Origin of the sequence: Peribacillus alkalitolerans, assembly GCF_010882125.1 — a bacterium.
Taxonomy (GTDB): domain Bacteria; phylum Bacillota; class Bacilli; order Bacillales; family DSM-1321; genus Bacillus_BN; species Bacillus_BN alkalitolerans.
The window spans coordinates 1-14,210 of the sequence record NZ_JAAGVZ010000023.1; the positions used below are offsets into that span (position 1 = coordinate 1).

A 14,210-nucleotide genomic window follows, 5' to 3' on the forward strand; every position below is an offset into this window, starting at 1 on the left:
CGCCTGGAGCGGAAATCAACCTTTTCGCCTACCATACATATCAAAAATGACAAAAGGTATCGAGAGAGCGTACTCTCGATACCTTTTGTCGACAATCTGGATGGAGTGCAATTTTGCACTCCATTTTATTTTGTTTATTATTGAAGGATTTTCGAATGTGATGTTGAATATGTCCCTTCAGGAGGTGCATGGATGTTAGTCGCTTTAAATAAACATGGGGTGCCCATATCATTGCCTAAGATATTGTCCGATGAAAAGACAAAAGCACTAAAGCGGGAAGAATTTTTTTGTCCCGGTTGTAAGGAAAAAGTCTTGTTAAAAAGTGGGGCTGTGAAGATTCCGCATTTCGCGCATTTCCGCGATAATATATGTAATGTGGATTCTGAAAACGAATCAAAAGAGCATATAGAAGGAAAGCTGCAAATGTATTCTTGGTTACAACTGCAAGGTTTAAATCCTGTATTAGAAAAATATTTACCTGCCATCTCCCAAAGAGCGGATGTTTACTTCGAAGATGAGAAGGGGAGGAAATTCGCACTGGAGTTTCAATGCTCATCTCTAGCATTTGACTCTTTAGAAAAGAGAACGACAGCCTATAAAAATTCAGGTATTTCCCCTGTATGGATTTTATCCTCCTCCTGGCTCCTTCAGACATCCCCTCATGAATTTAGAATTTCCCCAATGATTTGGTCGTTTTTTCAATCTTCGTTTTTATTGTTTTATTCTACTACTGAACAATCTTTCTATATTCTCCACGAACTATATCCGTTTACTTCTCAAACCGTTTTTGCCACACTTACGAAAAAGTCTTCCCACATATTATCTTTCTCTCAACTCATTGATCTGTCATTCCAAACCTCTTCTTTACATATACTCAATTGCTGGAGAAGAAAAAGGAATAACTGGAAGGAGAATGCCTACCGATATCTAAATCCAAAAAGTGCTTTTTGGCAAGCCCTCTATCGTAGTGGTATAAGAACAGCGACATTGCCTATTGAAATTGGTCTGCCTGTTAAAGGTTTGCAGTACATACTAACGCCAGCGGTCGAATGGCAATTTTGGATTTGGTTTGACTGTTTTCGACATAGAAAGCCTGGGGAACGAATCACATATGCTTTTATCAACAGTCATTTTGTAAACCGGATTAGGAAAGGAAACATCGTGCCGCGGAAATTTCCACTCATTGAGCCTAATCCTTCAAAAGCGCTATCAAACTATCTTGAATTACTGGTGATCATTGGTGTCATGAAAAACATGGATGGTAGCTTTGAATGGTGCACCGGTAAACAATCTCCGGAAGACGATGCATGGTTGGGGAAGGCATGGAAGCAACTCAATCCAAAATAATTAAGGAAACCGAAAGATAAAAAAGCAGGATTTTTTTTCAAAAAGAAGAAATAGTAGTAAATGGAGTATATTTTTTTATGGAGATTGGAGGAAAATCATGGCACAAGAAACTGCTGTAAAAACTTTGCCATCTAGAAAAGACATTGCTGTCGAAGATACCTGGAGACTAGAGGATATCTTTGCATCCGATGAAAACTGGGAACAGGAGTTAAAGGAATTAAAGGAAGAAATCAAGAAAGCTGGTTCCTTTAAGGATACACTTGGGGATAGTGCAGACACGCTATACTCTGCACTTCAATTCCAAGATGCACTGACTGAAAGATTAGGTAAGCTTTATGCTTATTCACATATGAGATATGATCAAGATACAACGAACTCACTTTATCAAGGTATGGATGACCGCGCAAAAACACTTTATACACAAGCAGCAAGCGCCTTATCATACATAGTTCCTGAAGTTCTAAGTGTTGATGAAAGCAAAATTGAACAATTCCTGAACGAAAAGGAAGAACTTAAGCTTTATAAGCATGCATTGGATGAAATTAACCTGCAAAGACCGCACGTGCTTTCAGCCGAAGCAGAGGCACTTTTGGCCCAGGCCTCCGAGGTAATGAGTGCATCAAGCAATACTTTCGGTATGTTGAATAATGCTGATTTGGAATTCCCATCTATCAAAGGTGAGGACGGAGAGGAAGTACAGATCACACATGGGCGTTATATTCGATTCCTTGAAAGCGAAAATCGCCAAGTACGCGAAGATGCGTTCAAAGCGGTTTACGCTACGTATGGCAAATATCAAAATACATTTTCGAGCACATTGTCCGGCACGGTGAAAAAGGATAATTTCAATGCTAAAGTCCGTAACTACGAATCTGCACGCCATGCTGCATTAAGCAACAATAATATCCCAGAATCCGTATATGAAAATTTAGTCAACACGGTAAATGAAAATCTTCATTTGCTTCACAAATATGTGGATTTACGCAAAAAGGTACTAGGGCTGGATGATTTACATATGTATGACTTGTTCACCCCACTTGTGAAAGAAGTAAAAATGGAAGTGTCCTACGAAGAAGCGAAGGACTATATCCTAAAGGGTCTTGCTCCTCTTGGTGAAGATTACGCAAACGTGTTAAAAGAGGGATTTGAGAACCGTTGGGTGGATGTTCATGAAAATAAAGGGAAGCGTAGCGGAGCATACTCCTCTGGATCATATGGGACTAATCCATATATCTTGATGAACTGGCAAGACAACGTGAACAACCTATTCACTCTTGCGCACGAATTCGGTCATTCTGTTCACAGCTATTACACACGTAAGACTCAACCTTATCCGTATGGAAACTACTCAATTTTCGTGGCAGAGGTTGCATCAACATGTAACGAAAACTTGTTGAACGATTATCTATTAAAGACTATCGATGATGAGAAAAAGCGCTTGTACTTACTGAACCATTACCTAGAAGGTTTCCGCGGAACAGTATTCCGTCAAACGATGTTTGCTGAATTCGAGCATTTGATTCACAAAAAGGCTCAAGAAGGTGAAGCATTAACAGCTGAGCTATTGACTAAAGAATACTACGCATTGAATAAGAAGTACTTCGGTGAAGAAATCACTATCGATGAAGAAATCGGTCTAGAGTGGGCAAGAATTCCTCACTTCTATTACAACTATTATGTATACCAATATGCTACTGGCTTCAGTGCAGCAACTGCCTTAAGCAAACAAATACTAGAAGAAGGCCAACCAGCAGTTGACCGCTACTTGGAATTCTTAAAAGCGGGAAGCTCTGATTATCCGATCGAAGTATTGAAAAAAGCAGGTGTCGATATGACAACTGCAGATCCAATCCGCGAAGCCTTGAAAGTTTTCGAAGAAAAGCTAGCTGAGATGGAAGAGTTACTAAAATAATCATCGACGGCCAAGTGCTTGAGCACTTGGCCGTTTTATGATTTTTGAGGATAGACGAATTTGTTCTGTTGATTTGAGAGAGGGGGTTGGTTTCGTATTCTTAAAATATTATCTACCATTTAAAATCCCTTAAATCTTTTCCGGTCATTGATAACGAGTATTAAAAGTAAGATGCTGAAAAATAGTAGAGGTGCACTGATAAGGATAGGGAATAGGTTCATTAATGCGAGGATGTGTAATAAAAATGAGGCTAGGATAAGGCAAGGGATGATCCATATAAGATAGGTTTTCATAATTTCCTCCTATGTAAAGTTGTCATTGTTATTATTTTTATTGAGGGTTGTCTCGCAATATTCTAAGAATTTGACAATATTGTGAAATAACTAACAAACGAATTGAAAAGGATATGTTTCCTTGTTATAGTAGGGGTGTGAAGTTAATCACTAACAAACATATACCCCTTTGTTTGACCGTGAAAAACTCTCCCATCCCCTTTGTTCGTATATATAGCAAAAAACCCTGCCCATCCCTGCAGGGTTTTTTCATTATTTACATTCAGATCTATCTCTTCCGATGTATTTCCAGAAGGTACCGTACTTAACTGGCATTTTTTCTACTTTTTGTTGTAGGATTAGTTTTTTCATTTCCCGTTCCACGTCTGAATCCTTCATGTTGTATACGACAGCGATTTCTTTTGTAGCAACAAGTCCAAAGTAATGAATGAATGTTTCGATGGGTGGCAGTTCGGCAGGAGGAGGGAGTTCTCCGAGCATTTCCTCCAAAATGGTAACGTACACTTCATATAGGTAAGCACCTGATACTTTGATGCCTTCTTCTTCAATATTTTGATTAAAAAATACGACTGTTGGACTTTCTGTGACTTCCATTTCAATAGAAATTTTTAAGTCACATTGGAAAGCCTTTGCTGCGGCTTCTGATGTGATATCGTTCATAAATTCTTCTACATCCAGACCAATACTACGGGCACAATCAGTCAGTACGTTCATATCGGAAATATTTTGTTTTTCCAAGAACAGTAGCTCTCGTAATTTACGAAGGAATTTGGTGCCAACTCTTCTTCCTTGTAACTCAGCAGCCTTTATGGCAATCGATATGTTATAAGGTGATGAGATAGGGTTTTGAAACCAAAGGCTTCCATCACATGACATGCCAGTACGACTTGCTGTCCGTTCCCATACTTGGGCCATGGTTTCGGATACTTTACTGCAAAAATTCAAATCAGTTAATTTTCCTGTAAGGATATGTTTGATACTAAAGAATTGACCGTATTCCACAAGGAGTTTCTTCAGGTTTGGTTCCATTGCCCAGCATTCAGGACATAATGGATCAATGAATACATATATTTCAACCGGCTTTTTTCCGGTCCCCACACAATGCTGTGAATTAAACCATTCAGAAATCTTGAAAACGGGCTTTTGAGAACTCAACTGCATTCTCCTTTCGCGGTTAATAAGATCATTAACCAGTGATTTACATGATGTCATTTGACCATTAACTAATTTTTGCCTGGTTTTCAATTTTCGGGTGTATTAATCATATGATTTGCGGTTAACTCCAATCGTTGGTAGAAAAACTCGCGTATTGGACCGGAAAGCCCAACCTCATCCATTGCTTCCCGCATACATGCGAGCCATGCTTCTGCTCTTTTTGGAGTCACTTCAAATGGCATGTGGCGAGCTCTTAACATAGGATGTCCATGTTCGTCGGTATATAGTGATGGCCCACCTAAATACTGGGTCATAAATTGCTTTTGTTTTCTTGCAGTCTCTGACAAATCGTCTGGAAAGATGGGCTTTAGAACAGAATTATTGCTAACCTTTTCGTAAAATAGTTCAATTAGTTCATACAGTTTGTCCTCACCAATTGCTTCAAAAGGGGTGGTGGATCGTTCACTCATAAATAATTCTCCTTTAAAGTAAGAAAAAAGTTGTCTTTCCATTTCTTCATTTATTTTATCAACTGATGGCAAATATCTCAAACATCTAGCTCGGGCCTGTTAAAGAGTCGTTTTCCACAAAAAAACATCCATCCAAAGGGAGGGACGTTTTAACCAAGATAGGATTTCATGATTTTTTTCACGTAATTTTGTGTTTCTCTAAATGGTGGGATACCGTTGTATTTATCAACGTTTCCAGGACCAGCATTATAAGCGGCTAATGCCAATTCGGTATTGCCATCATATTTATCCAGCATCTGTCTTAAGTACTTACTGCCACCCATGATATTTTCGAGCGGATCGAATACGTTTTTAACACCTAGCCATTTAGCAGTGGAGGGCATTAATTGCATAAGGCCCGATGCACCCGCGTGGCTTTGAGCGTTTGGATTGAAACTCGATTCATGTTGAATGACGGATTGAATTAATTTTACCGGCAAATTAAATCGTTCAGCGGCTAATTCTATGACATCATGGAAACCCATTGATGATACAGAGTCCACTTTTTCAGATACTTTTTCAAAAGTTTCTGAAATGATGGGTGAGAAAGAAGAACTTGCTTGTAATGGTAGCATTGATGCAAAAGAAAGCAGGTTATCTTTATTTTCCTCCACCATTTCAAGGATATTATCAACACTTCCAAGAGATGAAAGATTCGGATTAGTATTCGACTCTTCATTTATGAACTGCGAGAGCAGCTGCTGGAACATATCGTTTTGACCATTTCTAGAAGTATTATCGGAAGTACGGTCTAAGTTATTAAGTGCTTGTACTTCAAATAAAGCCTTTAATTCATCTATTTTCACTATCTTCACCTCATATAAGGTTACTCTTTTTTTGGAGTAGCTTCTGATTATAGAATCGCTTAATTTTATTTTCGGTTTTACGGACCGGAATGTGAAGCTCATTTAGTAAATTGTAAAATATCTCCTTGCCAGCTTCGAAGTTTTGTACTTCATATTCTATCTCGAAATCTTCTGTTGAAAGATAGGAACTATGGTCGAATACAAGAAGGCCACCTTCATAGGGGATCTCCACTCGTGAAGTGGTCAAAGATCCAAAATGGTGAAGTCCTTCTATTCCATCAATGATTGATTGGACGGTCGATTTAACCTCCCCAACAGGAAAAGCATTGTTTTCAATAAATGCTTTAGCCATTGATTCATCTAAGTCTTGGTTCGTTTCAAGCAAACCTACTTCGGCTGGTTGCTTCAATGTCATTTCCCATTTGCCTTTTTTCTCACGTAAACGTAAAGCACTTCCAGCATCCTTTAAGGCAAAACCTTCCGTATCAAAATAATGATTCGTTTGACTAATGAATGATGCTTCTTTGATATGAAAAAAATCGCATAAGCGACGGAACTCTTCATTTGTAAGCAGGTTCTTGAATTCGATTTCCAGATGGGTAGACAGGACCATTCATTCCTTTCGTACAGCTTTTCTAAGGATAATCATACTTGATTCTTAGGAAAGAAGTAAGTCTTATGGTAAAATATAAGAGTCTTTTTGAGAACAAAAAATGAACGGGTAGTGCAGGAGGAACAGTCATGAGAAAGAAAATTACAATTGAAGATGCAAAAATATCTGATCAACAAGTGCAGTTGCATTGCGGTAAGAATGTTGTTTTAAATAATGCGGTGGCAAGAGAACAAATGTTGGTGGATTCGGATAACCTAGCATTCATTTATATCATAGAAGAAAATGAAGAGTATCAGTACATAGAGCTTACGAAATGTATTTGGGAAGAGCTTAAAGTAGGCTTAGAACAAAATTTACCTGTTTATCTGTATGGTGAAGGAAATTTAGAATTGACCAATTTTCAAGATGAATTGAAATACTTGATTGATAATATTGAAGGCAATAGCAACTATGGGGAAGAAATGGTTGCCGAAGTTGAGAGAATCTTCAAGTAAGTCTTGTTAAGGTGGTGGGATTGTGAAGCATTGGGATGATTTTTTAGCTCCTTATAAACAAGCGGTCGAGGAGCTTAAGGTTAAATTAAAAGGGATGAGAAATCAATTTGAGCGAGAGGGAATACATTCACCGATTGAATTTGTGACAGGTCGGGTAAAGCCTATCGCTAGTATTCTGGATAAAGCCAATAGCAAAGGCATTCCATTGAATAAGCTAGAACATGAAATGCAGGACATTGCTGGCCTGAGGATGATGTGTCAGTTTGTGGATGACATTAGAGTGGTAGTAGAGATTTTACGAAAGCGAAATGACCTTGAAATCGTGGAGGAACGAAATTATATTTCTCATAAAAAAGTGAGCGGTTACAGGTCGTACCATGTGGTGATTAGGTACCCGGTCCAAACGATTCATGGTGAAAAGAAAATCTTAATTGAAATCCAAATTCGTACACTTGCTATGAATTTTTGGGCGACCATTGAGCATTCTTTGAATTATAAATATAAAGGTCAATTTCCGGAGGATATCCGAGACAGGCTGCAACGGGCGGCAGAAGCAGCCTTCAGACTAGATGAAGAAATGTCACAAATTCGCTTGGAGATACAAGAGGCACAACGTGTGTTTTCAAGGAAAAAGGAATCGCAAGAAGGCTAAAATAATGGATGGAGGAGGGAAGTCATGAAGTTTGCTATAACCTCAAAAGGTGATCAAAAGTCGAATACATTAATGCATAAAATGAAATCGTATCTGATCGATTTCCAATTGGAATATGATGAAGAACAGCCAGATATCGTAATCTCAGTTGGTGGAGATGGTACGTTATTGTATGCGTTTCACCGTTATAGAAGTAGACTGGATAAAACAGCTTTTGTTGGGGTACATACAGGACATCTTGGATTTTATGCCGATTGGACTCCTGATGAAATTGAGAAGTTGGTTATTGCAATTGCAAAAACACCGTATCAAATTATTGAATACCCCCTACTTGAGGTCATTGTCCGCTTCTCAAACGGCACGCGTGAGAAAAAATATTTGGCTTTGAATGAGTCTACAGTAAAAAGTGTCGAAGGTACACTGGTTATGGATGTAGAAATCAAGGGGCAGCATTTCGAGACTTTCCGTGGAGATGGATTGTGCGTATCGACTCCATCAGGAAGTACGGCGTATAACAAAGCTCTAGGTGGGGCGATTCTCCATCCTTCCATTAATGCGATTCAGTTAGCTGAAATGGCATCCATCAACAATCGCGTATTTAGAACGGTAGGCTCCCCATTGATTTTGCCGAGTCACCATACGTGTATGCTGAAGGCGGTTAAACAGGTCGATTTTATAGTTACAGTCGATCATTTGCAAATTCTTCATAAAGAAGTGAAATCCATTCAGTTTAGAGTAGCAGATGAGAGAGTGCGTTTTGCACGATTCAGGCCATTCCCATTCTGGAAGAGAGTACACGATTCATTTATTTCGGAAGGTTAATATGGAAAAACGTTTTTGTTTAAGCTGGCAGGTTGTCAGTGGTGAGAGTGGATTTGTATTGCGGGAGTTCCTAAAAATTAAACATATTTCAAAATCAGCCTTGACTGACATAAAATTTGATGGCGGAACGATTCTCGTTAATGGTGAAGAAGCGACTGTTCGTCGACATCTTGCAGAAGGCGATGAGGTAGTTATTTATTTTCCACTAGAGGCGCCAAGCGAGGGCTTGATTGCAGAAATTTTCCCGCTCGAAATCCTATACGAGGATGATTTCGTACTGATTGTCAATAAGCCCCCCTTTATGAATACTATCCCATCCCGTGAGCATCCTACAGGCAGTCTTGCGAACGGATTGGCTGGTTATTACAAAGAAAAAGGCATCGGGTCCACTATCCATGTTGTGACCCGTTTGGATCGGGACACATCCGGTTTGGTGTTAATTGCCAAACATCGTCACGTCCACCATTTGATGAGCGAACAGCAAAAGAGTGGCGGAGTGAAGCGTCTTTACGAAGCATTCGTTCATGGGGATTTGGAGAATGGAACGAAAAAAATAGAGGCTCCCATTGGACGAAGACCGACAAGTATCATTGAACGGGAAGTAAGGGAAGATGGACAATACGCATGCACTTTTTATGAAGTACTGGGCCAATACGATGGGTTTTCTCATGTACGTCTAAGATTGATGACAGGTCGCACTCACCAAATCCGAGTACATATGAGCTATATCGGCAATCCGTTGTTAGGGGACGATTTATATGGAGGGAAAAGGGATATGATAAATCGGCAAGCGCTACACTGTCAAAGCGTAACTTTTTATCATCCTTTTTTAGAGAAAGAGCTATCTTTTAGTATCGAACTGCCTGATGATATGAAGAGAATAAAAGAGCTGGACCGCACAAAAAAATAGGTCCAGCTTTTTGTCTTTTGTATAAATGGGCTAACGATAACAGCATTAGTGCGAACATTCGATTTCAATCGTAAAAAGCTGTTTTTATCCGCTAAAATTCGATTATTTCCGCGGAAATGAATAGGGAAGAAGGTGTGGAAGTGAGAAAGTATTTTGTATTATTAATGTCTACCAATTTAATTATTTTTTCCTTCCATGTGATTTACAATATCTATCAACCCAGAATAGGTCCGATTGGGGAAGGCAAGGTACATATTATGGTGTGGATTTCCCTATTCAGCTCCATTGGAAGTGGAGTGTGTGGTTTGTTTCTTAGTGGGTATTTGTTCAAAAAGTATAAGAAGAACTAAAAATAGTTCCCCGTCTTTAGTGAATCTTAATCAAACGACCTGAATTTCTCCGGAACAAACGGCATGCTTGAGGGTACATCGACTACTTCCAGTTCTGGGTATCGTAATGCCGTCAACTTACCTCCAAACACGCAACCAGTGTCGATATTGTAAGTGTTTTGTATCTTACGTGCTTCTTTTACAGGGGTATGTCCATAAACAATCAACGGTTTTCCTCGATAGTGAAGTGCCCAATCACGTCTAACAGGGGAACCGTCTGGGTGTTTTTCGCCAGTGATATCCCCATAAAATACAAAGGTTCGTACTTTTTCGTCAGTGCGACCGATATATTTTTCTGATATGCCAGCATGAGCTATGATAAGCTGCTTATCATCTAGCGTTTGATATAATGGGGCCTTCTCATAAAGCTCCATGAACTTAGTTCGTATTTCTTTTTGCTCCTCCTTAGAGAGAGCTTCATACTCTGCAACTGTTGTCTCCAATCCGTGTGAGACTTGGACTTTGTTTCCTTTGAAAAATCGGTAAAGCTTGTTGCAATGGTTTCCTGGTGTATAGTAAGCGTCTTGTTTTTCAACGGCTAACCTCCAAACCACTTCAATCACTTTTAGTGACTGTGGCCCACGATCAGCCAAATCCCCCACAAACGCTAATTTCCTTCCATCAGGATGGACTGGTATGTCATCCTGCCACTGGTACCCTATTTTTTCTGTTAAAGCATGAAGTTCTTCAAAACATCCATGAATATCACCAATAATATCTAGCTTCATGTATCAACACCCTATCCTCAATTTGTTGCTTCCATTTGTAGTATCTTACCATAGTTTAGGCATTATAAAGGAAGGTATTGCCAGAAGGGTGTTTCGTTTTGATGGGAGCTTGAATAATATATTTGGATAGGATGGTTCTAATACAGATTGAACTGATGAATAATACATGTAAAGAAATCAATTTCCTTCATTTTAGTAGCGACAAAGCCTTTTAGTTTTGCTAGTATAATGGAGGGTAAAAAGATATAAATTACGATGTATCAATAGAATGGCCATTAGGTTGAGAGGGGGGAAGGTAATGAGTGAACAGCAGGAACGCGAGCGTGAAATAGAGAAAATGAACGAAGACCTGATAAAAAATGCGCTCGAAGAAGATAATTTAGATGCTTTTCGAGACGAGTTTACTGAATTACATCCATATGATCAAGCGAAGCTTTATATGAAGCTAGACAAGGAAATCAGGTCGAAAATCTATCATTACTTATCCCCTGAGGAAATGGCTGGGTTATTTGAAAATCTTGAAATAGAAGAAGACGAATACGAAGAGCTTCTTTCCGAAATGAATCCAACTTATGTTGCCGATATGCTAGCTCAAATGTATGCAGATGACGCGGTTGACGTATTGAACGAATTGGATAAAGATCAGGTAGTTAGCTATCTGACCATCATGGATGATGAGGCGGCACAAGAAATTAAAGAGCTTCTTCATTATGAGGAGTATACAGCTGGTAGTATCATGACGACGGAGTTCATTGCCATCTCCAAGAATCAGACGGTCCGATCAGCAATGTATATTTTGAAAAATGAAGCTCCTCGTGCGGAAACCATTTATTATGTGTATGTTGTAGATGAAGATAAAAAACTTGCTGGGGTTATTTCCCTGCGTGACTTGATTGTTTCAGATGATGATACGATGATTTCAGAAGTGATGAGCGATCGTGTCGTATCGGTTTCAGTAAGTGAGGACCAGGAAGAAGTCGCTAGGAAAATGAGGGATTACAATTTCTTGGCCGTACCAGTTGTGGATTTCCAGAACCATTTATTAGGTATCATTACTGTCGATGACATTATCGATGTTATGGATGAAGAGGCTTCGGACGACTATTCTAAGCTTGCGGGGGTATCAGACCTCGATCGAATGGACAGAAATCCAGTGGGAGCTGCTCGAAAACGTCTTCCATGGCTCGTAATTTTATTATTCCTTGGTATGATGACAGCGAGTTTGATTGGAAGGTTTGAAGAGACATTAAACCAAAAAGCGATTTTGGCTGTATTTATTCCTTTAATTGCTGGAATGGCAGGAAATACAGGAACACAGGCACTTGCAGTAGCAGTACGTGGTATTGCCACTGGTGATCTGGAACAAGAAAGTAAGTGGAAACTAATCCTTCGTGAAGCGGGAACTGGAGTCATTACTGGTGCAACTTGCGGAGTGTTAGTGACGTTTGTGGTATATTTTTGGCATGGAGATTGGTTTTTAGGTTTCCTAGTAGGGTTATCGATTTTTTCTACCTTAATTGTTGCAACATTAGCTGGTTCACTAGTACCTCTATTAATGCACCGTATGAAAATCGATCCGGCTGTTGCTTCTGGACCATTTATAACCACAATTAATGACTTAATCAGTATTTTAATCTATTTTGGTATGGCGACATTATTTATGAGTTATTTAAAATGAAAACCTGCGGATTCGCAGGTTTTTTTATTTGGAGAATGCTGTTTTCGCAAAATTTGTTGCTTTTAGTGCAATTTAAATTTTAACTATCTGAGTTGATTGTAGTGGAGGGCACTTGCTCCTCGAAAATGCATTCGCATTTCCTTCGTGCGGTGTTTAATCGAGGAAGCTTATTCAAAGTCCTGCGGGAAAAAGAGGGAAGTGGGAGACCCCACAGGCGGATAACGCGAAAGGAGGCTCCCACCCTCCCAGGAAAAAGCAAGTGCCTCTCGCTGCAATCAACGGATAAACATTATAGTCTAATAACAACAATCTATATGAAAAGAGCCTTAGAGAAATTAGCTCTTACACTACTCTATTTGGAAGGATTGTTGAAGCTTAAAAAAGAATAAGAATGGTACGTAGCATTTTTTTAATACAGGGGGAATCCAAGTGCCATTAAAAGTTGGGGATGTTATTCAATTTGAGCGGACTTTTACGATACAAGATGTAGAACTGTTCACTAAAATCTCTGGGGATGAAGGGACTCACCATATTAATCCGGACGAACAGGGAAGGCTTGTAATTCAGGGATTACTAACTGCAACCTTGCCAACTAAAATAGGAGGAGATTACAATGTCCTCGCTCGCAAAATGACATTCGAGTTTATAAGACCAGTATTTACAACAGATACAATTCTTTGTGAAGTAAAGATAGAACAATTTGAAAAGCAAGAGGATAGAACGTTAATTACTGCATCCTTTATATGTTGGAATCAGAATGAAAAAGAAGTGCTAAGAGGGGAATTTTCTGGAGTGATACTATGATTATAAGGGGATAAAACTAAAAGTAAATTTGGATCGTTTAGTGAGTTCACTGTTAAAGAAGGTGAGATTGATACATTAGTAGAGATTTTATAATCAAATATTTCTCACGGATAAATGACCAAAATTTACGGATAAATAACGTATGCTATTCCTATTGGGAAATTTAAAGAGTGATATTTTGAACCAATTTACTGAAATATGTGTAATACGTATCAAAAATCTCCATAAAAAACTTTCTAGTCGTAATCTTTTTGTGTTATTATTAGTAGTAGGTACTAATAACTTGTATAAAATAGGAGGACATATAGAAATGACTCTTTCTTTAGATGGAAAAACATATGTGGTAATGGGTGTAGCCAACAAACGAAGCATCGCTTGGGGAATTGCTAGATCATTGCACACTGCAGGGGCTAAACTGATCTTTACTTACGCAGGAGAAAGGTTGGAGAAAAGTGTTCGTGAACTTGCAGAGTCTCTTGGTGCGAACAGTCTAGTTCTACCATGTGATGTTACGAATGATCAAGATATTGAAAAGTGCTTTGCAGAGATTAAGGAAGAAGTAGGGGCAATCCATGGATTGGCACATTGTATCGCTTTCGCTAACAAGGAAGAATTAGAAGGCGACTATATGAATACGACAAGAGAAGGATTCTTGTTAGCTCATAACATCAGCTCTTACAGCTTAACAGCTGTTGCTAAAGTAGCTGAAGGTTTAATGACAGAAGGCGGAAGCATTGTGACATTAACTTATTTAGGTGGAGAACGTGTAGTTCCTAACTATAACGTAATGGGTGTTGCAAAAGCTTCATTAGACGCAAGCGTTAAATATTTAGCGAATGATTTAGGCAAAAAAGGAATCCGTGTGAACTCGATTTCTGCTGGTCCAATCCGTACACTATCAGCAAAAGGGGTTAGCGATTTCAATTCCATCTTAAAAGAAATCGAAGAAACTGCTCCACTTCGTCGTACAACAACGCCAGAAGAAGTGGGAGATACAGCAGCATTCCTATTCAGCGATATGTCTCGTGGAATTACAGGAGAGAACATTCACGTGGATTCTGGATACCATGTATTATAAGAAATAATAAAATGAAAAGG

The 14,210-nt window shown here is 39.0% G+C and carries 14 protein-coding genes; 9 read left to right on the top strand and 5 right to left on the bottom strand.

What is annotated here, in order from left to right; translation table 11 throughout:
* The first annotated feature begins 192 nt into the window (after positions 1-192).
* Positions 193-1,347: a competence protein CoiA gene (locus tag G3O09_RS18785; protein ID WP_163102980.1), complete on the top strand. Its 1,155-nt coding sequence runs from the start codon at positions 193-195 to the stop codon at positions 1,345-1,347.
* A gap of 97 nt (positions 1,348-1,444) precedes the next feature.
* The gene (gene pepF, locus G3O09_RS18790) at positions 1,445-3,259 is read left to right on the top strand and encodes an oligoendopeptidase F (protein ID WP_163102981.1); all 1,815 of its coding nucleotides are present in this window, start codon (positions 1,445-1,447) and stop codon (positions 3,257-3,259) included.
* Between the two features lie 545 nt (positions 3,260-3,804).
* Here pepF and G3O09_RS18795 read toward each other — a convergent pair.
* The 4 genes from G3O09_RS18795 to G3O09_RS18810 all read right to left on the bottom strand — a co-directional run bounded on the left by G3O09_RS18795 (position 3,805) and on the right by G3O09_RS18810 (position 6,629).
* On the bottom strand, positions 3,805-4,713 hold the full coding sequence (locus G3O09_RS18795) for a ClpXP adapter SpxH family protein (RefSeq protein WP_163102982.1): 909 nt from the start codon (positions 4,711-4,713) through the stop codon (positions 3,805-3,807).
* Between the two features lie 80 nt (positions 4,714-4,793).
* Complete coding sequence (locus G3O09_RS18800; protein WP_163102983.1) at positions 4,794-5,177, bottom strand: globin domain-containing protein; 384 nt, start codon at positions 5,175-5,177, stop codon at positions 4,794-4,796.
* 149 nt (positions 5,178-5,326) lie between these two features.
* On the bottom strand, positions 5,327-6,022 hold the full coding sequence (locus tag G3O09_RS18805; protein ID WP_240338492.1) for a lytic transglycosylase domain-containing protein: 696 nt from the start codon (positions 6,020-6,022) through the stop codon (positions 5,327-5,329).
* A gap of 10 nt (positions 6,023-6,032) precedes the next feature.
* Positions 6,033-6,629, bottom strand: coding sequence for a CYTH domain-containing protein (locus G3O09_RS18810; RefSeq protein WP_205439683.1), 597 nt, complete (start codon positions 6,627-6,629; stop codon positions 6,033-6,035).
* Between the two features lie 134 nt (positions 6,630-6,763).
* Here G3O09_RS18810 and G3O09_RS18815 point away from each other — a divergent pair, with 134 nt between their 5' ends.
* The 4 genes from G3O09_RS18815 to G3O09_RS18830 are packed head-to-tail and all read left to right on the top strand — an operon-like array spanning position 6,764 to position 9,513.
* Positions 6,764-7,129, top strand: coding sequence for a UPF0738 family protein (locus G3O09_RS18815; protein WP_163102986.1), 366 nt, complete (start codon positions 6,764-6,766; stop codon positions 7,127-7,129).
* A gap of 22 nt (positions 7,130-7,151) precedes the next feature.
* A complete protein-coding gene (gene yjbM, locus G3O09_RS18820; protein WP_163102987.1) occupies positions 7,152-7,781 on the top strand; it encodes a GTP diphosphokinase in 630 nt (209 codons plus the stop codon).
* Between the two features lie 24 nt (positions 7,782-7,805).
* Positions 7,806-8,603, top strand: a complete 798-nt coding sequence (locus G3O09_RS18825; protein WP_163102988.1) for an NAD kinase — start codon at positions 7,806-7,808, stop codon at positions 8,601-8,603.
* A 1-nt stretch (position 8,604) separates the two neighbouring features.
* The gene (locus tag G3O09_RS18830; RefSeq protein WP_163102989.1) at positions 8,605-9,513 is read left to right on the top strand and encodes an RluA family pseudouridine synthase; all 909 of its coding nucleotides are present in this window, start codon (positions 8,605-8,607) and stop codon (positions 9,511-9,513) included.
* 376 nt (positions 9,514-9,889) lie between these two features.
* Here the strand turns inward: G3O09_RS18830 and prpE are convergent, their stop codons facing one another.
* Entirely contained in the window at positions 9,890-10,630 is a 741-nt protein-coding gene (prpE, locus tag G3O09_RS18835; protein ID WP_163102990.1) for a bis(5'-nucleosyl)-tetraphosphatase PrpE, read from the bottom strand.
* A 337-nt stretch (positions 10,631-10,967) separates the two neighbouring features.
* On the opposite strand from prpE, the gene mgtE reads away from it, so the two are divergent.
* From mgtE to fabI, 3 genes are all read left to right on the top strand, one after another.
* Positions 10,968-12,308: a magnesium transporter gene (gene mgtE / locus G3O09_RS18840; protein WP_420850360.1), complete on the top strand. Its 1,341-nt coding sequence runs from the start codon at positions 10,968-10,970 to the stop codon at positions 12,306-12,308.
* Positions 12,309-12,737: 429 nt separating this feature from the next.
* Entirely contained in the window at positions 12,738-13,112 is a 375-nt protein-coding gene (locus G3O09_RS18845; protein ID WP_163102992.1) for a hotdog family protein, read from the top strand.
* A 310-nt stretch (positions 13,113-13,422) separates the two neighbouring features.
* Positions 13,423-14,190 (top strand): enoyl-ACP reductase FabI, encoded by a 768-nt coding sequence (fabI, locus tag G3O09_RS18850; RefSeq protein ID WP_163102993.1) that lies wholly within the window; start codon positions 13,423-13,425, stop codon positions 14,188-14,190.
* Positions 14,191-14,210: the final 20 nt, after the last annotated feature.